The sequence below is a fragment of the Negativibacillus massiliensis genome (genome assembly GCF_900148495.1).
GTDB classification, from domain to species: domain Bacteria; phylum Bacillota; class Clostridia; order Oscillospirales; family Ruminococcaceae; genus Negativibacillus; species Negativibacillus massiliensis.
The window spans coordinates 82,314-104,219 of sequence record NZ_FTRU01000005.1; the positions used below are offsets into that span (position 1 = coordinate 82,314).

Consider the following 21,906-nt stretch of genomic DNA (forward strand, 5'->3'; position numbering starts at 1 on the left):
CGCTTTCCTCTATTCAGCGCGGTTGCTGCATCGAATCAGGCTGGCAACCGACTGGCTGATTCTGCGTGCAATCAGCGGATTGTTCATGGTGTACAGGTGGATTCCCTGAACCCCGTTGGAGATGAGGTCAACGATCTGCTCTACTGCATAAGCAATGCCTGCATCCTGCATAGCGGCAGGGTCATCGCCGTAACGGTGCATGATTTTTACAAACTTTTTCGGCAGACTCGCGCCGCACAGCGAAACCATGCGTTCGATCTGTTTACGGTTGGTTACCGGCATGATGCCCGCTTCTACCGGAACCATGATGCCGGCTTCGCGAACGCGATACAGGAAGTTATAAAAATCATTGTTGTCAAAAAACAGCTGAGAAATCAGGTGAGAGGCGCCGGCATCTACCTTTTCTTTGAGGTGCAGGATATCTTCCTCCATATCAGGACATTCTGGATGAACTTCCGGATAGCACGCTGCGGCAATGTCAAATTCCCCATGGTGGTTCAGTTCCTCGATCAGGTCACGAGCATAGCGGTAATCTGTCTTTGGAGGGACATCCGGATTGCGGTCTCCGCGCAGTGCCAGAATGTTTTCGATCTCATTTGCCCGCAGCTCATCCAGCACCTGTCCGATATGTTCCTTAGTGGAATTTAAACAGGTCAGATGTGCCAGCGGTTCGATGTGGTATTTGTGTTTGATGGTGGAAGCGATCTCTACGGTGGAGTGGTCAGCAGGGTTTCCGCCAGCACCATAGGTTACGCTGATAAAGTCAGGATTCAGGTCGGAAAGTGCATCCAGCGTATCGTAGATGGTCTGGATGGAGCTTGTCTTTTTCGGAGGAAAAACCTCGAACGAAAAGACGATCTTCTTTTGTTCAAACAGAGTGTTCAGTTTCATTGCATTGATCCCTTTCTTTTTTATTACACAGTTTGCTCCACAAATTTGGAGTCAAAAACGATTTATTACATTATAGTGAAAAAGCAGGGAGATGTAAAGTAAATCAAAAAGAAAAATCACACAGGGGTTAAGAGAGCTTCCACATTCTGGTGGTGAATTTTGTAAGGAAAAGAAAAACGTACCTTGTCGGAAATGGCTTGCCAATAAAAAGAGAATCCGATATAATGGAAGAAAACGATGGAAGGAGAATACAATGGAAATTCGTGATTTTAGACCAGAGGATCGACAGGAATATCTGGATATGTCGGTTGATTTTTATTCGGGAGATGCGTCTTTGTTTGACGTAGATATGAAAAAGTTTGAGGATACCTTCGAGCTTGGTGTCAAGGGCTCTCCACTGATGCGTGGACTTACCATCACCGAGGGAGATGAGATCATCGGCTATGCACTGCTTGCATTTTACTGGAGCTGTGAAGCTGGCGGTTTTACCGTTCAGGCAGAGGAACTGTACTTTAAACCCCAGATGCGCGGCAAAGGCTGCGGACACAAATTCTTCCAGTGGTTATTTGAAGAATATCCGCAGGCAAAACGCTTCCGTCTGGAAGTATGCCCACACAACCCAAAGGCAAAACTGTTGTACAGCCGTTTAGGATTTGAAGATCTCAACTATGGACAGATGATTCTGGATAGATAAGAAAAGAAAAACGCGGTCATTTGACCGCGTTTTTTTATGCACTATAAGGCAGAATCATTAGGCTTAAAAAGCAAAGAATCAGCAGGGACAGGTTCACCGAAGTGAGAATCCATCTCTTTTTGACGATGCAGTAGATTGAGGTTGCAATCAGGAGCAGCAAAGAAGCAATCCAGCAGCCAAATACAACCTGATGCTGATATCCGGTGGTAAAGAATAAGTAGACGAAAATGGCAACAATAGAAAGCAGCTGCAAAATCAGATAGGGCTTGTCACTGATAATACGTTTCATAGATACCTCCAGGGGATGGTTTTAGTTTGTTATAAAAATTGGGCCTGTGTTCCATCCCCCCGAGAATGCCGCGAGGTGTTATTCTCCTAAAAAAAGGGGATGGTTTTAGTTTGTTATAAAAATTAGGTCTGTGTCCCATCCCCTCGAGAATGCCGCAAGGCGTCATTCTCCCAAAAAAGGATGAGTAAATAGTAGGATGGTTTTCGTTTAGAGTAAATAATGAGAAGATGTTGCTCTGTAGTGCAGTTTCTGCATAAAATGCCTTGATTTCCAGTATACCACCCAAAGATGAATTTTTCTACAAAAGTCCTGAAAATTATTTTTGTAAGAGTAAATACGACAGGTAATTATAAATTTCGACAGATATTTAAGGAATGTTCACAATGATAACATTTATATTTGTAATTATTTTACCTTGATTATGTCCAATATATTTTATATATTTATATTATAGAATAAAATGAAAAAGGTGAGAAAAATGTGATGATTTTATACTAGAAAATTTCGTAACAGTATAGTAAAATGAAAGGAAGGTATTTTGTTATGAAAAAGTTTTTCAGTTTCTTTCTGATTGTAATGATGCTTCTATCTTGTTCGATTTTGTGTTCTGCTGAAGGTTTGGTCGTTGGAGAAAGTAGAGAAGATGGACGCTATATCTTCTCAAATCCTGTTCCGCAGGAGGTTACCAAATATGCAAAGAGTCGATTTGAATTAGAAAATATCAGCTGGGCAGATGCAATGGGTTTAGTAGATAAAGCTTCTGAATTAAAATTAGGGTCTGGATTTGATATCACTTTGTATGATACAGGAATGAGTACGGAAGTTTATTATTTTCCTGTTTTATACCAAGATAAAATTGAGCGCCTTTATGCTGTAGTTGTAGATGATGATGGTAGTTATCACATCCAGTCAGGCTATGACTATTTAGCAAGACCGCTGAACCAGTTGGAGCTTTCCGCAGAAAATCCCATCCGTGTAATTGCGTCTCAGGATGCAATTTATGCGGTAGACAGCTATAATACAGTAACCATTTTATTTGAAGAGGTGTTGGGAGATCCAACTCAAATCAAAGAACAGGTTCAAAATCTCTCTCAGTCACGATATAAGACTTTAGATGGAGAAGTCGTAGAGATTACCGATATTGCTGTGGATTCGATGAATTTGACAGAACCGCTCAGCCAGTTGGAGGAAAGAGCAACAGCAAAAAAGTTAAGTGTAGCAAAATTAAAAAATCGCTCGGTTGGTGGACGCGGTGTATGCTGGGCTGCGACAACAGCATCTTGCATTGATTATTATAAAGATGGGAAAACTAATACATCGTATGCGGAAACCTTAATGGATGAGTTAATTGAAGATAGAAAAAACAATAATAATGGTTCTACAGCGGCAGGGATTCCAGAAGTGAGGGATTATATTGAGAGTTATTGTCCTGATTTGACCACCTCCTCTACAACAAAATTGACCTACGATAAAGTAAAACCATATATTAACTCAAATCAACCCTTGTATACATCATGGTCAAGAGTTTCTGACGATGCCGGACATGCAATTGTTTTATGTGGATATAGAATGAGCGGTGGAACAGAACAGATGTATTTAATGGATTCCAACTATACAGATAACTATCAAATATGTGACTTTGGAGAAAATTACCAGACACCAGGTTCAGCAGCATTTAAATGGTTTAGAACAGTAACTGTTTCTTAAATACAATGAATAATAAAATATAATGAATAATAAAAAAGTTCGGATTTTGTCCGAACTTTTTTATGTTTACCGCAAAAACCTATTGACAGCGGCAAAATAGTGTGATACTGTATATATACGATATATACAGTATATACGGACAGCAAGGAACGGTGATTTTTTGAATCTGATAATCAGCAATTCCAGCGGCAAACCGATTTATGAACAGATCACCGCGCAGATCAAGAACAGTATCTTGAACGGAGAACTGCAGGAAGGGGAAGCGCTTCCTTCCATGCGGGCACTGGCAAAAGACCTACGCATCAGCGTGATTACCACCAAACGAGCATATGAAGATCTGGAGCGGGACGGTTTTGTCGTAACGGTAGCAGGAAAAGGGTGCTTTGTGGCACCAAAGAATCTGGAACTCATGCGGGAGGAACAGCGCAAAAAGGTAGAAGGAGCGCTGCAATGTGCAGTCGATCAGGCAAAAGCAGCTTCGATTGATCTGGAGGAACTTAAGGAGATGCTTTCCCTTTTGTATGAGGAATAAATCGAAGAAAAGGGGTCAGAAGTATGGAAGATATGATTCTTACAGTTAATCATCTTTGCAAAAGTTATCCGCAGTTTTCTCTTTCGGACGTTTCGTTCTCTCTGCCGAAGGGGGCAATTATGGGTCTGATCGGAGAAAATGGTGCGGGCAAATCCACCACCATGAAGCTGATTCTGGGAATGACCTCGCCGGACAGTGGAAGTATTTCCGTCTTTGGACATGCAGGATGCAGCGCAAAAGACAGGGAGGACATCGGCGTTGTTTTCGATGAGCTTCCCTTTGCCCAGACTCTCTTTGTTTCCCATCTAGGCAGAATCATGAAGGGAAGCTATCAAAACTGGGATCAAAAACAATATGAGGAGTATCTTCAAAAGTTTGCCCTGCCGGACAAAAAGGAACTCAAGGATTTTTCCCGCGGCATGAAGATGAAGCTCTCGCTGGCGGTGGCATTGAGCCACAACGCAAAGTTGCTTATTCTGGATGAACCGACCAGTGGATTGGACCCGGTAGTCCGTGCAGAGATTCTGGATATTTTCCTCGATTTTATCTCGGACGGCGAGCATTCGGTGCTGGTTTCTTCCCATATCACAAGCGATCTGGAGAAGGTGGCGGACTACATCACCTTTATCCATCAGGGAAAACTGATGCTGTGTGAAAATAAGGATAATATCATTTATGGATACGGCATTGCAAAGGCAGATAAAGCGACCATTGATGCTATCGACAGCCAGTTTGTCCTGAAAAAGAAGCATGGAAAATATGACAGCGAAGCACTCGTCAGCGATAGGGCGGCATTTAGCCGACAGTATCCGGAAATTCTGGTTGACCCGATCAATCTGGATGAGTTGATGCTGATGCTGTGTTCGGACAAGTAGTAACAAGCCAGAAAGAAGGGTCTTTATGAAGGGGCTTATTTTAAACGATTTTCTTTCGATGAGAAAGCTGCTCAAGAGTATTCTGTTTGTATTTTTTGCCTTTGCAGCAATCTGGGGGTTTATGGATCAGCCAGAAACCGGAGCGATAATCATCTGTGTAATGGGAATCAGTTACCTGTTTAACCTCTTTACCTACGATGAATATTATCACTGGGACCAGTACAGGAGTATTCTGCCGGTGAGCCATAAACAGATCGTGCTGGCAAGATATGCAGCTTTTGGTATCACTTCCCTGATACTGCTGGGTATTTCTTCGATTTACACCCTGATTCTGGGTGGAGCTGCTCGGTGCGGACTCATGCTGCTGGTATCCCTATGCATGCAGGGATACACCACCGCGGTCATTATCCCGATTGCATATAAGTTTGGGATGCAAAAAGGCAGAATGCTTTATCTCCTAACGATGTTGATTCCGTTCGGTGTTATGATGGGCGTTACTATAGCTCTATCCGAGGCAGGAATGCTCCCGACAGGCGGAATGCTGGCTTTGATGCTGGCAGCGTTGATTGTTCTGATTGTACTGATGGTTATGGTGTCCATCCATATTTCCATTAAAATTGTCAGCAGAAAATCCTTTTAGTTAGGAAGCAAGCTGCCACAAAAGCCAGAGACCTTCTGCAGGAGCGCGGTATCTGGCAGGGATTAAAATACCATAGTTATGATATATTCTGGAAGCCTTGTCAGAGATTTCCAGAAACTCAGAAGCAGAAATCTTCCAATTCCATCCAAGGAAACTCATAGAGAAAACGTCCGGATCTTGATTCGGGCGTTTTTCCTTTTCCTGAGAGACTTTTTCTGAAGATGAGATACTCACCGAAAGAACCGGCTGCTGAATGGAGCTTTCCTGTCCGGACGCCACATAAAAAAACGCAGTCAAAAAGAGTAAGAACATGGCGCTGACAAAAAAACTTTCCCAAAACCAGCGCAGCTTGCGGCGTGTTTGCCAGGATAACGATTTAATCTGCAAATGAATTCCTCCTTTTTACATTAAAAGAGGATGTACAAAATGCAGGGGAATATACAAAAACAGGATGGATGCATCTGCATCCATCCTGTTTATTTTTAGAGATGTTATCCGATATAGTTTCGTGCATCCAGATAAGAACCACCACTGATAATTTCAAAGTGACAGTGGTTTCCGGTTGCCCATCCGGTACGACCGACATAGCCGATAACCTGTCCTTGTGATACCTGCTGACCTGCATAAACAGCAAGGCTGCTGCAGTGTGCATATCGGGTCTTGGTACCATCCGCATGGTTGATCAGAACATTGTATCCATAACCGTTGGACCAGCCAGCATAAGCGACTGTTCCGGCTTTTGCAGCCCAGATGGTAGTTCCAGCAGGAGCTGCAATATCAGTACCAGTATGACCGCTGTAACCCCAGATTGGGCAGGAAATATAACCGCCATCAACCGGCCAGATATAACCGCCGACATTGCTCTGAGTAGAGTTGGTACCAGAGCCATTGAAATTATATGGAGAAGAGGACGAGCTCTTAAGCGAACCGACAACAACCTTTGCAGTAACAGGTTCCACCAGAGTGGTTTCTGCGGTAACAGTTCGTTCGGTCTCATATCCATCGATATAGGTAATTTCGGTGGTAACCTCTTTCAAGCCGTTCTTACCTTCCTGAACAACCTTTTCATAGCTGGATTCCTTGTTCTGGTCCACCTCGGTTTCGGTGGTGAACTGGATTTCCTGCTCCTGAGTAACGGTGCGGACAACCTTGGTCTGCAGGAATGGCTGTTCCTGCGAGATTACAAAGGTTTCGCCGACCAGCATGGACTGACTGACCTCTGGATTCAGGTTCAGAAGTGTCTCGGTTGGGATGTCAAATTTGTTGGCAATATCCCAGGTAGTATCGCCTTCCTGAATGGTGTAGGTCTGCTCGCCTTCGACAACGGTGTCCAGTTTAGCATTGATGCTGTCTAAAGATTCCACAGAGGAAACTGGATATAATCCTTTTTCTACGCGGATATCCTGTACAAAGCTGACAACCTCACTGTCCAAAGTAACGCCTTCCTCAGTAATTGGAGGAAGCGGGCTTGTTTTGGAAGTTGTTGTGGAAGATTGTGTCTGCTCTTCCGAATCAGATTCTTCCGCAGCAGTTTCAGAGTCGGTGGACTCAGAGCTGGTTTCGGTTTCTTCCTCTGCAGATGTTTCCGAAGAGGTCGAAGAAGTTCCAGCTTTAATGATAAGGGTATCGCCGATCAGCATGGAATCGGTGATGCTTGGGTTTAACTCAATTAACTCATCGACAGAAAGATCAAACTTGTTGGCAATATCCCAAGGAGTATCACCTTCCTGTACGGTATAGGTCTGTTCTGTCTGGGCAGTGCTGGAGGTCGATTCCGGTTCTTCTGTTTCTTCAGTCTGTTCTGGCTGAGAATCAGAAGAAGTATTTTCGGAAGAAGCACTTGCAGAAGAGCTTCCCGCCGAAACGACCAGAGTTTCACCGACCAGCATGGTCTGGCTAACCTCAGGATTTAATGCAATTAGTTCATCGACAGAAAGGTCAAACTTGTTGGCAATATCCCAAGGGGTGTCGCCTTCCTGAATGGTATAGGTCTGTGCAGCAGATTCCTCAGCAGCTGGTGTTTCTTCTGCAGCAGGAGTCTCTTCCTGTTCTGGCTGAGAAGATTCGGAAGATTCTGTCTGATCGGAAGGGGTTGGTTCCTCAGAAGAAGATTCTTCCTCAGTGCTTGTCTCTTCTGCTGGTGCAAACAGTTTTTCTAACTCCTCTTCGGTCATACCCGGCTGGTAGGTTCCTTCTTTGCGGGCTTTTAAACTGAGCAGGAGGGTGTCACCGTCTTTTACTGCACCGATAAATTCATCGTCCACGTAAAGACCGGCAGCTTCTTCGATTTCGTTGCCGGAAGCACGGATAATGTTGTTAATCAAAATGCTTTGATCGGAAATCTGGTCTTCCTCAACCACTTCCAAAGAGTAGATCGGGACACTGTCTTCGGGTGGAAGATATGCCTCATTGACGATACGTTCCTTTACCTTGGCTTCTGCTTCGGAGAAGTCAGATTCCGAAAGGATATAACCGATGTGTTCTCCGTTGTACTGGACACGAAGACCAAAGGTCAGAGTAGAAAAATGGTGGATGGTGGAGATCAGAACGATCATCCCTGCAACAGGGAGAATATAATTGACCGTGCCGGCAAGTTTGCGCAGCGACGGGAAAAAGGCTTTCAGCAGTTCATCAAGATGCAGCCCCGAATCAGGCTGCTTGCGATGTTTGTTCCAGTCATGCAGTGCATCGCGGGTTTGCGAGAAGGCTTTTTTCCATTCCCGTTTCCAATACCCCTTCGATGGAGCTGCGGCTGAACGTTGTTCCTTGAGATCAAAATAAAAACGCCGAACTGCCCATTTAATATGAAGGCAATTTAATCTGACGATACGCCTTAAGCGGCGGTAATATCGAATAATTCTCGCGCCAACGAGATAACATACGGCATAAAGCAAAGAAATCAATGCGGAAAAACTTTCAGGAAGACCGGAAGCAGATTTTTTATTGTTCTTACTGTTTTCCGGATTCGACACCGGACATCCGCTCCTTTCCCAATTTAAAAAGTTACAACATCTTTTTTACAATAGCATTACTTATTATAAGCGTTTATGCGCTCAGATTCAAGATTTATTACAGAATTGACATAGAAATCATGCCATTTTAGGGCAAAAAATCGTCCTTTTTGAGCGCTTCTTTTTTATTGTAGCCTGATTTTTTAAATAAGAACAGGGGAAAAATATAGATATTTTATGAAGAAAAGAGCATAGATTCAAAGAAATCTTAAAATTTTTTGGAAGTCTAATCGGAAAGGAAAAGAAATTTCCCAGGAAATACACAGGGAAATTCTTTTATCGACACAAATTTTAATGGATTCCCTTTAAAAGAGCCAAAAGATCTGATAAAATAATCAGCAGAAGAAAAGTGTTTGATAAGGAGGACGCAGATGAAACAGGCAAGGGAATACCCGCAGGTAAAGGTCAGCAAAAAGGCAGAACACGCCATTATCAAAGGACATCCGTGGGTTTATTTTAATGAGATTACCGAAGCACAGCCATTTGAAAATGGAGAGCTGGTGGATGTTGTCAGCCAGAAGGGAAGCTATTTGGGAACCGGATTTGCAAACGAAAACAGTAAAATCCGTGTTCGTCTGATTTCCCGCAATGCGAACGATAAATTTGATGAAGCATTTTTTGAGAGACGTCTTCGTCATGCGATTGATTACCGTAAAACTGTTATGGGAGACGATTTTTCCAACTGTCGCCTGATTTTTGGAGAAGCAGACAGCTTTCCAGGATTGACTGTAGACCGCTTTGGCGACATCCTGGTAGCACAGGTTCTGTCCTTGGGTATCGAAAAACGCAAAAAGATGCTGTTTGAACTTCTGGCAAAGATCTTTGCACAGGATAACCAGCCGATTCGCGGAATCTACGAGCGCAACGATGTGGCAATCCGAGAGCTGGAAGGAATGGAACAGTACAAAGGCTTTTTCCCGCTGGAAGGATATCCGATTCCAGATTCTACCGAGACAACCATTACCGAAAATGGAATCACCTATGCGGTCGATTTTGAGAATGGACAGAAAACCGGATTCTTCCTGGACCAGAAATACAACCGCCTTGCGGTCGCAAAATTAAGCCGCGGAAAACGGGTGCTTGATTGCTTTACCCACACAGGTTCCTTTGGCCTGAACGCAGCGAAGGGCGGCGCGGAGTATGTGCTGAGTGTGGATATTTCCGAGTCGGCTGTCGAGATGGCGCAGAAAAATGCAAAGGCAAATGGGCTGGATGGAACGGTAGAGTATCTGGCAGCCAACGTGTTTGACCTGCTTCCGAAGCTTTCTGAGGGAGAGATGATCAACCGGTACGGAAAGTTTGATTTTATCATTCTTGACCCGCCGGCATTTACCAAGTCCAGACAGACAGTGGAAAGTGCAATGCGTGGATATAAGGAAATCAATCTGCGTGCAATGCGACTTTTGCCTCGTGGAGGATATCTTGCGACCTGTTCCTGTTCTCATTTTATGACCGAGCAGCTGTTTGTCAAGATGCTGCACCAGGCAGCAGCAGATGCGGGAGTTTCCCTGCGTCAGATTGAAGCAAGACAGCAGTCTCCAGACCATCCGATTCTGTGGAATGTGGAGGAGACAAACTATCTGAAGTTCTATTTGTTCCAGGTAGTATAAGCAAAATATAGAAAAAAAGAGGGATTCGATCATCAGATCGAACCCCTCTTTTGGGTTTTATATTATGTTACTTCTTTGTTTCAGAAGCAGCTTTTTCGGCTTTTTTGCCTTTTTTCATCATATGCTCGTTAGCACGGATCAGGCTCTCGCCAATGTAATCGAGCTGTTCGACTTCGTCGTAACGGTCGACCAGAGAGCTTTCTTGCATATCTTCGTAAGCATCGCTCTTGCGGTAAGCAAATTTGAGAAGGATTGGGGTCAGAATCGTGGTTGCAACAACCATGATGATGACAGGACCAAAGAATACTTCCGGCATCAGTCCAAGAGCAGCACCTTTGTCTGCAACGATCAGGGCAACCTCACCACGGCAAACCATGCCGACACCGATCTGTTCACACTGATGACCTTTCAGACCACACAGTTTTGCACCCAGTCCACAACCGATCCATTTGGTCAGGACAGCAACAACAACCAACAGAATCGAGAAGATTACGATGGTAGCATTCATTTCAGGCAGTTCTACCTTCAGACCAATGCTTGCAAAGAAGATTGGAGTCAGAAGCAGGTAAGAAAGAGGAGCAAATTTGAGCTCGATATATTTTGCTTTGGAGGTGGTGGAGATGATAAGACCAGCTGCAAATGCACCGGTGATATCGGCAACACCGAAGAATTCCTCTGCACAGAAGGAAAGAATCAGGCACAGGATGAAGGCAAAGATTGGATAACGCTGCAGGTCGGTGGAATGAACGTTTGCAATGTACCAATCCATTGCTTTTTTAACCACAATACCAACAACAACAACCAGAACAAAGAATGCAACGATTTTGAGCAGAACAACCAGAAGGTTTGCATCTGCCGAACCGCCGATGCTGGTAACGATGGTCAGAGCAATCAAACCGAGAACGTCGTCGATCAGTGCTGCTGCAAGAATGGTATTACCAACAACAGTGTTGAGTTTTCCCATTTCTTTGAGCGCTTCAACAGTGATGGAAACAGAAGTTGCGGTCAGAACAACACCGATAAATACGTTCTGCATAAATGCGTTTGGATCGGTGGATGTATTGAAGAAGAGGGAAAGGATGGTACCGCCAATTAAAGGTACGATAACACCGCACAGTGCAACCAGAAAACCTGCTTTTCCGGTCTGCTTCAAGTCATTCAGGCTGGTTCCCAGACCTGCGGTAAACATCATAACGATAACGCCCAGCTCCGAAACCTGAGACAAAAACTCGGTACTGTGAATAATATTGAGCATTGCCGGACCCATGACAAGACCTGCAATCAACGCACCCACAACCTGCGGCATTTGCAGTCTCTTGGTGATCATTCCAAAAACTTTTGTTGTCAGAAGAATCAACGCAATGTCGATAAGATAATGATATGACATAGAAAAAACCTCCCAATACAAGAATCTATTTGTTCAACAATTATACTTCAATAGGAAAAACATTCAAGAGCTAATGTATAATTTGTTGTTTTTTTCTAAAAAAAACGTGAACTTACCTAAAAAAAAGAATTAGCTGTGGATTTTAATGTGATTTTTGATTGATAAAAGTGACAGAAAGAATAAAGAATATGCCTATTTTGCAAAAAGAAAGACAAAAGAAAGGATTATAACATGGAAATAATGACCAATAATTTTTTAAAATAAAAGGCAAAATAAATAAAAAATGAAAAAGTCAAGAGACAAAGAAAGACGCCTGACCATTCGGTCAGGCGCTTTCTTTATGGATGAAGTTATTCGAGATTTAACTTGTTTTTAAGGATATAACGAATTGGAACATAAAGCAGAATATTGAGAAACAGGATTACCAGGCTGACCGACAGGATGGCTATAAACATCATTGGGTATCCGGATAAATTTTGAATCCACTCAAAACTTGTTCCTGTAAACCCAACTGCAGAAAAGAGAACGGCAGTTAAAATAGAAAGGGGAATGTTGATCAGCAGGTAGGCAATAAAGGAACCAGCAATTCTATTTTTGGTAAATGGATAAATCTGAGAACAGGACATAGCACAATAGAAATGAAGAATTTCGTTTGCGATCAGTAAAACTGCAAAGATAAAAAGCAGTACAAGCAAAAGGATAATCAACAAAGCATCTTTAAAATATTCTGGTGTGGAGATGAAATCGAATGCGGACTGGAAAACCACAGCAACACTGGTAAAGAAATCACCAACGTTATCCATCGATCCCATTAAGATAATCAGAAAAGCAAGGATGGCAACAATGCCGCTTGAGATCAACCAGAAAATAGCAGAAAAAAGTTTGGAAAGGATGATGGTATCCACGCTGACAGGCAGGGTGTTGGTCAGGTATCCCTGGTCACCCAGTACGTTTTTATAAAACTGGGTGATAATCAAAACAAGGCTAGTGACAAAAAGAGCAATACCGAGACCAAAGAGAATGGTGGCTCCTCCAAAGATGCCAATCAGCCACTCCAGATGCATGGAAAGAGCACTAAAAACAGAAATTACTAAAATTGCAATGAAAAAGGGAATGAAAGTTTTGGACATTGCCTGAATATCATATTTAAGCATTTTTCTTAGCATCGAAATACCTCCCGGAACAATCCGTCGATGGATTTTCCGTATTTTTCACGGATTTCATCGACTTCACCGTCGATCACGATTTTGCCCTGATTCAAAAACAGAACCTGATCAAAAATGGTTTCTACATCCTGAATCAGATGTGTAGTAATTAAAATAGAAGAGTTTTCATCAAAGTTTTTTAAGATAGTATGGAGAATGTATTCTCTGGTGGCAGGGTCTACACCGCCAATCGGTTCATCCAGCAGGTAAAGGGAAGCGCGACGGGACATAACCAGAATCAGCTGAATCTTTTCTTTAGTTCCTTTACTCATGGTTTTAAGCTTTTCCTCTTTGCTGATTTTGAGGTCGGTCAGCATCTGCTCTGCACGTTCACGGTCAAAATCCGTATAAAAATCAGAAAAGAGATTTAAGATATCGGAAATCTTCATCCAATCATTCAGATAGCTGCGCTCCGGAAGATAGGAAATCATGGATTTTGTTTGTTGACCTGGACAGATTCCATTGATTCGAATTTCACCTTCATCCAGTTGCAGCAATCCGGATATTAATTTCAGAATGGTGGTTTTTCCACATCCGTTTGGTCCCAGCAAACCAACAATCTTTCCTCTTGGAATGGAAAAACTTACTCCTTCCAAAACGGAATGGGACAGATATTTTTTATGAACGTTTTTTATCTCCAGCACAGGAAGTTCCATTATAGAACCGCCTTGCATCAGTTCAGTGTTTTGATTCATTACACAGACTCCTTCCTTATCTTATACAGGAATGATGGATAATAAGCTATTTTCTGGGAAATGGTTTTGCATAAATAGGAGAGAAAGGTCGAAATATTTCCCGGGAAAACAATAAAGTTAATGTTCGTCCAGATACTTTTCAATTAATTGCGGGATTTCTTCTTTGCGATATCCAAGAGAAGAAATATTTTCTACCATTCGGGCAATCTCATCATAAGCAAGTGTTTTTGCGACTTCCATAATCTTCTCCTTATCATCAGTGACAAAACGTCCAGCAGTTCGCTGACTTTTTACTAACCCATCCCGTTCCAGTTCGGCGAGTGCTTTTTGCATAGTGTTTGGATTGACTCCGGCTGTCATGGCAAGCTCTCGTACAGCGGGGAGTTTTTCACCGGGTTGGTATTTTCCTCGTGCAAGCTCATATTTTAAGATGCGGATAATTTGCAGATAAATGGGAAGGTTGTCATCAAAGGACCAGGTCATATTCCCGCCTCCTTTCATTATTGTATTAAGTGCTTAATACAATAATACCAGAGCAACCTTAAAATGTCAAGAGAAAGAATCAAAAAATAAATTTCGTTAAAATCGGTGAAAAAAAGCAAAAATAAACAGATGTCAAAGGATAAAAGTGATGAATTTCGTAGAAAAAACATTTTTTGGATTGCAAAGAAGGTAGCATTATGATATCGTAAAAATGTCTGCTTATCTTTTCAGGAATGAAAAGAATCTATTTTTGCAGCTGGGAGGGAAATAAAAACATGGCGAAGATAATGCGCCAGACCCTGCGAGAACAAGTCACTCAGGCAATACGAATGAAGCTTTTAACAGGAGAGCTTAAGCCTGGAACCAAGATTGTGGAGCAAGAAATGGCAGAAGAACTGGGAGTCAGCCGTGGACCGGTTCGGGAAGCTCTGCGTCAGATTGAACAGGAAGGTTTAGTGGAATATACTTCTCATGTAGGTTGTTCGGTGAAAGATTTTACCGCTCAGGATGTGTATGAAGTTTATTTGTTGCGGGCAAATCTGGAAATTTTATCGGTAAAAATGTGTGAAGGACATTTTTCTCAACAAACGCTTAAGCGGATGGAGGAGATTTTGAATCGAATGGACTCCATTGAAGATCTGGAACACTTTGATGAAGCGATTGAAAACGACAATGAATTTCATGAATGCATTATAAAAGAGTCCAAATTGACCAGGCTGTATACTTTGTGGAACAGCATGTCTGGGGGAAACACCATCGTCTTTTATCGGGGAGCTGGTAAAAGTGAGTATGTCATTCACAATCAGCGCAAGATCCATCAAAAGGTTTTTGATGCGCTCAAAACAGGGGATGTCAGCCTGATTTGCTCGACATTAATGGAACATTATATGGAAACAATTAATGGTTATTTGAGAGAACACAAGATTTCTACGCAGGATTTTCCTTATAAGATTAATATGGAATTTTAAGAAGAGAACAGACCGTTTTGGTCTGTTCTCTTTTGTATATAGTACAAAATGAGGACAGGAAGATTGTTGTGAAAAACAACGAGAATTTTTAAATAACTGTGACAAATAAGAATTTATTATGTATTTTGTATATAATGCAAGAATAAAAAGAGTGTAACATTAACAAAATGTTAGCGACTTTGTTGCAATTGATAAAGAACTATGGTACAATACAGGACATAAGATTGTATACAATCTTCAAAATACTGTAATCTACATACACACAACCTGCAAAGCTAAGGGAGATTAACAAGGTATGCCAAAACTGAACTATAAAACTTTGCGGCAGGAAGTCGTGGATGAAATCCGTCAAAAGATTCTGGGAGGCGAATTTAAGCCAGGGGATCGGATGAAGGAAAACGAGATCGCAGAATTGTTTGGTGTCAGTCGCGGACCGGTTCGGGAAGCACTCAGGCAGATCGAACAGGAAGGCCTGGTTCGATATGAACGGAATGTAGGTTGTTCGGTCGCTGCGGTGACAGAGCAGGATATCTATGAAGTGTGCCTGCTGCGTGCCACACTGGAAATACTGGCAGTGAGGTTGAACAAAGGAAACTTTTCTGCTGAAAGCCTGCAACAGATGAGAGAGAGTTTGGAGCGGATGAAAGCTCTGGAAGATGACCTATATCAGCTGGCACAGGAGGACAATTATTTCCACAGCCGCATTATTGAACAGACAGGATTTCGAAAGATTGAACATGTCTGGAAAAGTATGAATGTCAATAATTTTGCGATTTTTTGTGCAATCGACAAACAAAGTGTCAAGGACAGTTATCAAAGACATCTCGATTTGCTTACCTGTTATGAACAGGGTGATGCGGAAGCGATGGTGGACGAGCTGAAAAGACACTATGACGTGGGAGCAGGAAGCACCACAGCCGAGAGTATAGTGAAAAAATCAAATCAGGAATCGTTAGCATCCGTTTTAGCGATCAACGCTGATTTGTATTTATAAACAGGATATCCTGTTTTGCTTTTGGGATTATGATAATCCCAATTTTCATTGTCAATCACACGAGTCTTTGTAAATACGAGGAAACGTGTCGAAATAAGAGAGAGTTTGATAAGCCCGAAAGGAGAAATTATCATGAAACTGAAGAAAATCCTGGCAGTTATGATGGCAGGCGCAATGATGCTTTCCATGGCAGCTTGCGGCGGCGAAGAAACAACAACTGCTGAATCTACTGGTGAACAGAAAACCATCGATGGTAATGTTCTGGATGCAGAACAGTACTTTAATGGTTATCTGAGCAGTGAGCCAACCACTCTGGACAGCGTAACAGGTAACGACACTTACAGCTCCAGCATTCTGACCAATGCTATGGAACCACTGACCAGACTGGCTGAAAAAGACGGCGAGAACGTTCGTGAAGGCGCTGCTGCTGAGTCTTGGGAATCCAACGAAGATGGTACTGTTTGGACCTTCCATCTGCGCGACAACAAATGGAGCGATGGACAGCCTGTAACAGCAAACGACTATGTTTACGCAATCACCCGTGTTCTGACACCAGAAACCGGTTCTCCAAACTCCTGGCTGCTGACCTGTGTTAAAAATGCAAACGCAGTTCTGGCAGGCGAGATGGATCCTTCCGAACTGGGCGTAAAAGCAGTTGACGACAAAACAATCGAATTCACTCTGGAAAGCCCAACCCCATACTTCCTGGCTCTGACCGATACCCGTGTTATGATGCCACAGCGTCAGGATATCGTAGAACAGTACGGTGAAAGCTATGGTGCAGAAGCTTCCAACATGGTATACAATGGTCCATTCAAACTCGAAACCTGGACCCACAACTCTGAACTGATCCTCGTTAAAAACGATCAGTACTGGGATGCAGAAAATGTAAACCTGCAGACCATCAACTACAAGATCATGAACGATGAGAACACCATCTTCAACTCCTTCACAAACGGTTCCATCGACTCCTGTGGTTGCGGTACTCCAGAATGGATGCAGAAATTTGAAGCTATGGAAAATGTAGATTATATCCACTACACTTCTCCAGCAGTACGTTTTAACTTCTACAACACCAAAGATGAACTGTTCCAGAATGCAAACATCCGTAACGCATTCACCCTTGCTCTGGACCGTGAAGACATCGTTGAAACCATCTATCATGGTACCATGTCTCCAGCATACGGTTGGGTACCGGATGGCGTTTCCGTTGGCGATCAGGGTATCTACAGAGAAAAAGTTGAAGAACCTCTGAAAGCTATGGTTGGTTCCGAAGATCCAAAAGAACTGCTCCTCAAAGGTATGGAAGAACTCGGTCTTGGTTCCGATCCTTCCACTCTGGAAGTAACCTTCAGCCTCGGTGGTGTTGACCAGTGGATGAAGAACTACGGCGAATACTATCAGCAGACATTCAAAAACGTTCTGGGCGTAAACGTTGTTCTGGACTTCAATGAATGGGGAACCTTCCAGTCCAAAGTTAACTCCGGTGACTACCAGATGGGTTACATGTCCTGGGGTATCGACTACAACGATCCATACTCCATGCTGGCTGTTATGTACTCCTCTTCCGGTAACATCAACACTGGTTGGGTAAATGAAAAATATGATGAGCTGCTGGATCAGGCTGCAGTAGAGATGGACGATGCAAAACGTCTGGAACTGTACAAAGAAGCAGAAACAATCCTCTTCGAGGAAGGCCCTCTCTGCCCAGTTGTTAACGAAGCTGCTAACACCTTCCGTTACAACTACATCAAGAACAGCAACACAATGCCATTTACTTCTACCGGTCTGAAATACGCTTATGTAAGCGGACGCAACGCATAATTTAATTTCATAACGAAGTAAGGCTTTCTTTTACAAGCGAAGCGCGGACAGGCAGCCGGTTTTGGCTGCCTGTTCCTTTATCAAAAATGTAAGAATCAGAAGTGTAAGAAATAGAAGAGGATAAGGGGGAAAAGTATGCTTAAGTATGTGCTCAAACGAATTGGCTACATGCTGATCACACTGTTTATCATTGCAACAGCAACCTTCTTCATGATGCACTCGATCCCAGGTGACCCTCTGGGTGCGATGGCGAACAAGCTGCCGGAACAGGCAAAAGCAAACTACTACGCAAAATACGGTTTGGATAAACCACTGACCGAACAATATACAATCTTTATGAAAAACCTGATCACAAAAGGTGATCTGGGTGAGTCGCTCAAATATCCAGGTAAGAGCATTACCGAAACACTGCTTACAAACTCCAAAGTTTCCGGTGTAACTGGTGGTTTGGCTCTGGTATTCGGTGTAGCAATCGGTGTTACTTTGGGTATTGTCGCAGCACTTAACAAAAACAAATGGCCGGACTATCTGGTTATGTTCATTGCGATTTTGGGTATCACCATCCCAGTATTCGTTATGGCGTCGTTGCTCCAGTATCTGTTTACCGTTAAATGGATGATCCTTCCAACTACCGGATGGGGCAAACCGGAGAACCTGGTTCTGCCGGTTATCGCAATGTGTTTTGGTACCATTGCAACCTACGCACGTTACTTAAAATCCAACATGCTGGAAGTTATGGGACAGGATTACATCCTGACTGCTGAGGCAAAAGGTGTCAGCGGTTTCCATATCATTAAGGACCATGTTTTGAAAAACGCATTCCTGCCATGTATCACCATTCTGGGTGGACAGATTTCCGGTATCTTTACAGGTTCCTTCGTTATCGAAAAAATGTTTGGTATCCCTGGTCTTGGTTTCTACTATGTATCTTCGATCAATGACCGTGACTACACCATGATTATTGGTACCACCATCTTTGCAGCAGCACTGTTTGTTGTAGCACAGCTGCTCATCGATATCGCTTACACAATCCTTGACCCACGTATCCGCGTAAAATAATTTAAGGAGGAGAACATATGTCTACAGAAGAAAATAAAGTGACATCTGCGACAGAATGGGAAGACATTCCAGCAGAAAAGTTCCAGATTATTGGAACCGACGATTTCTCCGGCGACATTATTGCTCGTCCAAAGGTAGGCTATTGGGCAGACGCGTGGAGAAGATTTAGAGAAAACAAGATTGCTCTGGTTGCTTTGATTATCCTTGTTGTTATGGTTATCATGGTAATCTTTGGCCCTGCAATCTCCGGATATAACTTTGAACAAATGGATACTTCTGCAATCAACCAGACTCCGAATGCACAGCACTGGTTTGGTACTGACTCCCTGGGTCGTGACCTGTTTGCACGTGTATGGCAGGCTGGTCGAGTTTCTCTGGCAATCGGTATCGTTGGTGCAGTTGTAGCCAGCGTTGTCGGCAGTATCTACGGCGGTATCGCTTCCTATTTTGGCGGCATCGTTGACGATATCATGATGCGTATCGTAGAGGTATTGCTGAGCATTCCTTATCTGATTATCGTTATTTTGATCTCGGTTGTAACCGATTCCAAGAGCATGGGAACCATGATGCTGGCACTGACCCTGACCGGTTGGTGTGGTATTGCCCGTCTGGTTCGCGGACAGATGCTCCAGTTAAAATCTCAGGAGTACGTTCTGGCTGCAAATGCTCTGGGTGTATCTCCATTTAAAACCATCATGCGCCACATGATTCCAAATACCATTGGTATCATCATCGTAGCAATCACCTTCGATATCCCAGGCTACATCTTCTCCGAGGCATTCTTGAGCTACATCGGTCTGGGTATTCAGCCACCGGATACCAGCTGGGGTGCTCTGGCTTCCGCAGCACAGCAGAACTTCATGTTCTATCCATATCAGCTGTTCTTCCCATCGATTATGATCGCGCTCACCATGCTCTCCTTTACCCTGCTGGGTGACGGCCTGCGTGACGCACTTGACCCGAAACTGAGAAAGTAGGAGGAGGATACAAATGGCAAACGATAAGATCTTAGAAGTAAAAGACCTCAGCGTGTCCTTTAATACCTACGCAGGAGAGGTTAAAGCTGTTCGCGGTGTCAGCTTCGAATTAAACCGCGGTGAAACCCTCGCATTTGTAGGCGAGTCCGGCTGTGGTAAAACCGTAACCGCAAAATCCATCCTTCGTCTGCTCAAACCTCCGTTTGCAGTAATTAAGGAAGGTTCCAAGATTACCTGCGATGGCAAAGACGTTCTCTCTTTAAATAAGAAAGAACTGTGTGAGTTCCGCGGCGACGAAGTCAGCATGATTTTCCAGGACCCAATGACTTCCCTCAACCCAACCATGACTGTTGGTAAACAGATCATGGAAAGCCTGCGCATTCACCGTCATCTGGACAAAAAACAGGCAAGGGAAGAAGCAATCAAAATGCTCAAGATGGTAAACATCCCAAGCCCGGAAAAAAGAATTGACAGCTATCCGCACGAAATGTCCGGTGGTATGCGTCAGCGTGTTATGATCGCAATGGCTCTGGCATGTAGTCCAAAGATTCTGATTGCGGACGAGCCAACCACCGCTCTGGACGTTACCATTCAGGCACAGATCATGGATCTGATGCGTGAGCTGAAAGAAAAGATGAACACCGCAATCATTCTGGTAACCCATGACCTTGGCGTTGTTGCAAACTTTGCAGACCGCATTCAGGTTATGTACGCTGGTCAGGTTGTGGAAAGAGGTACCGCTAGAGAAATCTTCTATGATTCCAAGCACCCATACACCTGGGCCCTGCTGAGCTCTGTTCCAAAACTGGCAAAAGAATCCAAACAGGAACTGTATGCACTCAAAGGTACTCCACCGGATCTGATCCTGCCACTTAACCATTGTCCGTTTGCATCCAGATGTGAATACTGCATGCCGATCTGTAAGGAAAAGAATCCACTGGAAACCACCATTACAGATACTCATCGCGTATCCTGCTGGCTGCAGCATCCAAATGCGCCGAAGGTAAAATCCTTCTATGACAGGGAGGCAAAATAATGGATCAGGTAATTGAAAAACTGCAGAACGCCGACAACATCCTGGAAGTTACCGACCTGTGCAAGTTCTTTAAAGCAGGACGCAAACAGACACTGAAAGCGGTAGACCATGTAACAATCGGCATTAAACGAGGAGAAACACTGGGTCTGGTAGGTGAGTCCGGCTGCGGAAAAACCACCTGCGGCCGTACCATGATCAAGCTCTACGAGCCAACATCTGGTAAAGTTGTTTTTGACGGCAAGGATATCTCCACCCTCAAAGGCAAAGATCTTCTGGAGTTCAAAAAGAATGTCCAGATCATTTTCCAGGACCCATATGCATCTTTGGACCCTCGTATGACAATCGGTGAAATTATTTCCGAGGGAATGGACATCCATTTCCATTTCAGCGAAGAAGAAAAAACAAAACGAGTTGCAGACCTGCTCAACAAGGTAGGCTTGAGCGCAGAATATGCAAACCGTTTTGCTCATGAGCTTTCCGGCGGTCAGCGTCAGCGTGTCGGTATTGCCCGCGCACTGGCAGTAGAACCAAAATTCATTGTCTGTGACGAGCCAATCTCCGCGCTGGACGTATCCATTCAGGCTCAGGTAGTAAACCTTCTGATCAAACTTCAGAAAGAATTTGGTCTGACCTACCTGTTCATCTCCCACGACCTGTCGATGGTAAAACACATCTCTGACCGAGTTGGTGTTATGTACTTAGGTTCGATGGTAGAACTTGCAAGCAACTATGACCTGTACGGTGAGCCGCTGCATCCATATACACAGGCACTGATCTCTGCAATCCCAATGGCAGATCCGGATGGAGAAGCTACCAGAGAAAGAATCAAACTGGAAGGCGAAGTTCCAAGCCCGATCAACCCACCACCGGGATGCAAATTCAGACCAAGATGCAGATATGCAATGGATATCTGCGAAAAAGAAGCACCAAAGCTGATTGAAGTAAAACCAAATCACTTTGTAGCGTGCCACCTGTGCCATCAGCAGCACAAATAAAGAAATTCGGGCGGTTGCAAATTTTTGCAGCCGC

21 protein-coding genes are annotated in these 21,906 nt (G+C 43.6%); 13 read left to right on the forward strand and 8 right to left on the reverse strand.

Annotation, left to right across the window (positions count from 1 at the left end; all coding sequences use genetic code 11):
* Positions 1 to 9: 9 nt before the first annotated feature.
* The gene (metF, locus tag BQ5375_RS00630; protein WP_022131621.1) at positions 10 to 891 is read right to left on the reverse strand and encodes a methylenetetrahydrofolate reductase [NAD(P)H]; all 882 of its coding nucleotides are present in this window, start codon (positions 889 to 891) and stop codon (positions 10 to 12) included.
* Positions 892 to 1,144: 253 nt separating this feature from the next.
* On the opposite strand from metF, the gene BQ5375_RS00635 reads away from it, so the two are divergent.
* Positions 1,145 to 1,585 carry a GNAT family N-acetyltransferase gene (locus tag BQ5375_RS00635; RefSeq protein WP_022131620.1) on the forward strand — a complete coding sequence of 147 codons (441 nt, stop codon included), beginning with the start codon at positions 1,145 to 1,147 and terminating at the stop codon, positions 1,583 to 1,585.
* Positions 1,586 to 1,619: 34 nt separating this feature from the next.
* Here BQ5375_RS00635 and BQ5375_RS00640 read toward each other — a convergent pair whose 3' ends face one another.
* On the reverse strand, positions 1,620 to 1,874 hold the full coding sequence (locus BQ5375_RS00640; protein ID WP_022131619.1) for a hypothetical protein: 255 nt from the start codon (positions 1,872 to 1,874) through the stop codon (positions 1,620 to 1,622).
* Between the two features lie 543 nt (positions 1,875 to 2,417).
* Between BQ5375_RS00640 and BQ5375_RS00645 the strand changes: the two genes are divergently transcribed.
* From BQ5375_RS00645 to BQ5375_RS00660, 4 genes are all read left to right on the forward strand, one after another.
* Positions 2,418 to 3,581, forward strand: coding sequence for a C39 family peptidase (locus tag BQ5375_RS00645; protein WP_022131618.1), 1,164 nt, complete (start codon positions 2,418 to 2,420; stop codon positions 3,579 to 3,581).
* Positions 3,582 to 3,741: 160 nt separating this feature from the next.
* Positions 3,742 to 4,113, forward strand: a complete 372-nt coding sequence (locus tag BQ5375_RS00650; RefSeq protein WP_022131617.1) for a GntR family transcriptional regulator — start codon at positions 3,742 to 3,744, stop codon at positions 4,111 to 4,113.
* A 23-nt stretch (positions 4,114 to 4,136) separates the two neighbouring features.
* The gene (locus BQ5375_RS00655) at positions 4,137 to 4,988 is read left to right on the forward strand and encodes an ABC transporter ATP-binding protein (protein WP_076917258.1); all 852 of its coding nucleotides are present in this window, start codon (positions 4,137 to 4,139) and stop codon (positions 4,986 to 4,988) included.
* A gap of 25 nt (positions 4,989 to 5,013) precedes the next feature.
* Entirely contained in the window at positions 5,014 to 5,628 is a 615-nt protein-coding gene (locus BQ5375_RS00660; protein ID WP_076917260.1) for an ABC-2 transporter permease, read from the forward strand.
* Here BQ5375_RS00660 and BQ5375_RS00665 read toward each other — a convergent pair whose 3' ends face one another.
* Complete coding sequence (locus BQ5375_RS00665) at positions 5,629 to 6,015, reverse strand: hypothetical protein (RefSeq protein WP_076917262.1); 387 nt, start codon at positions 6,013 to 6,015, stop codon at positions 5,629 to 5,631.
* Between the two features lie 104 nt (positions 6,016 to 6,119).
* Positions 6,120 to 8,600, reverse strand: a complete 2,481-nt coding sequence (locus BQ5375_RS00670; protein WP_022131613.1) for a peptidoglycan DD-metalloendopeptidase family protein — start codon at positions 8,598 to 8,600, stop codon at positions 6,120 to 6,122.
* 410 nt (positions 8,601 to 9,010) lie between these two features.
* Here BQ5375_RS00670 and BQ5375_RS00675 point away from each other — a divergent pair, with 410 nt between their 5' ends.
* Positions 9,011 to 10,249, forward strand: a complete 1,239-nt coding sequence (locus BQ5375_RS00675) for a class I SAM-dependent rRNA methyltransferase (RefSeq protein WP_022131612.1) — start codon at positions 9,011 to 9,013, stop codon at positions 10,247 to 10,249.
* 67 nt (positions 10,250 to 10,316) lie between these two features.
* On the opposite strand, the gene BQ5375_RS00680 is transcribed toward BQ5375_RS00675, so the two are convergent.
* From BQ5375_RS00680 to BQ5375_RS00695, 4 genes are all read right to left on the reverse strand, one after another.
* Positions 10,317 to 11,636 carry a cation:proton antiporter gene (locus BQ5375_RS00680; RefSeq protein WP_022131611.1) on the reverse strand — a complete coding sequence of 440 codons (1,320 nt, stop codon included), beginning with the start codon at positions 11,634 to 11,636 and terminating at the stop codon, positions 10,317 to 10,319.
* Positions 11,637 to 11,986: 350 nt separating this feature from the next.
* Positions 11,987 to 12,802, reverse strand: a complete 816-nt coding sequence (locus BQ5375_RS00685) for a hypothetical protein (protein WP_022131516.1) — start codon at positions 12,800 to 12,802, stop codon at positions 11,987 to 11,989.
* Positions 12,796 to 13,536: an ABC transporter ATP-binding protein gene (locus tag BQ5375_RS00690; RefSeq protein ID WP_022131517.1), complete on the reverse strand. Its 741-nt coding sequence runs from the start codon at positions 13,534 to 13,536 to the stop codon at positions 12,796 to 12,798. The genes BQ5375_RS00685 and BQ5375_RS00690 overlap by 7 nt, the downstream gene beginning before the upstream one ends.
* 117 nt (positions 13,537 to 13,653) lie before the next feature.
* The gene (locus BQ5375_RS00695; RefSeq protein WP_022131518.1) at positions 13,654 to 14,019 is read right to left on the reverse strand and encodes a GntR family transcriptional regulator; all 366 of its coding nucleotides are present in this window, start codon (positions 14,017 to 14,019) and stop codon (positions 13,654 to 13,656) included.
* 275 nt (positions 14,020 to 14,294) lie between these two features.
* Between BQ5375_RS00695 and BQ5375_RS00700 the strand changes: the two genes are divergently transcribed.
* The 7 genes from BQ5375_RS00700 to BQ5375_RS00730 all read left to right on the forward strand — a co-directional run bounded on the left by BQ5375_RS00700 (position 14,295) and on the right by BQ5375_RS00730 (position 21,872).
* A complete protein-coding gene (locus BQ5375_RS00700) occupies positions 14,295 to 14,987 on the forward strand; it encodes a GntR family transcriptional regulator (protein WP_022131519.1) in 693 nt (230 codons plus the stop codon).
* A 295-nt stretch (positions 14,988 to 15,282) separates the two neighbouring features.
* Complete coding sequence (locus tag BQ5375_RS00705) at positions 15,283 to 15,981, forward strand: GntR family transcriptional regulator (protein ID WP_022131520.1); 699 nt, start codon at positions 15,283 to 15,285, stop codon at positions 15,979 to 15,981.
* A gap of 132 nt (positions 15,982 to 16,113) precedes the next feature.
* Positions 16,114 to 17,805 (forward strand): peptide ABC transporter substrate-binding protein, encoded by a 1,692-nt coding sequence (locus BQ5375_RS00710; protein ID WP_022131521.1) that lies wholly within the window; start codon positions 16,114 to 16,116, stop codon positions 17,803 to 17,805.
* Between the two features lie 135 nt (positions 17,806 to 17,940).
* The gene (locus tag BQ5375_RS00715) at positions 17,941 to 18,864 is read left to right on the forward strand and encodes an ABC transporter permease (RefSeq protein WP_022131422.1); all 924 of its coding nucleotides are present in this window, start codon (positions 17,941 to 17,943) and stop codon (positions 18,862 to 18,864) included.
* Positions 18,865 to 18,881: 17 nt separating this feature from the next.
* Positions 18,882 to 19,841, forward strand: coding sequence for an ABC transporter permease (locus BQ5375_RS00720; RefSeq protein ID WP_022131423.1), 960 nt, complete (start codon positions 18,882 to 18,884; stop codon positions 19,839 to 19,841).
* A gap of 13 nt (positions 19,842 to 19,854) precedes the next feature.
* Positions 19,855 to 20,877 carry an ABC transporter ATP-binding protein gene (locus BQ5375_RS00725; RefSeq protein ID WP_022131424.1) on the forward strand — a complete coding sequence of 341 codons (1,023 nt, stop codon included), beginning with the start codon at positions 19,855 to 19,857 and terminating at the stop codon, positions 20,875 to 20,877.
* Positions 20,877 to 21,872, forward strand: coding sequence for an ABC transporter ATP-binding protein (locus BQ5375_RS00730; RefSeq protein ID WP_022131425.1), 996 nt, complete (start codon positions 20,877 to 20,879; stop codon positions 21,870 to 21,872). Before BQ5375_RS00725 ends, BQ5375_RS00730 begins: the two co-directional genes overlap by 1 nt.
* Positions 21,873 to 21,906: the final 34 nt, after the last annotated feature.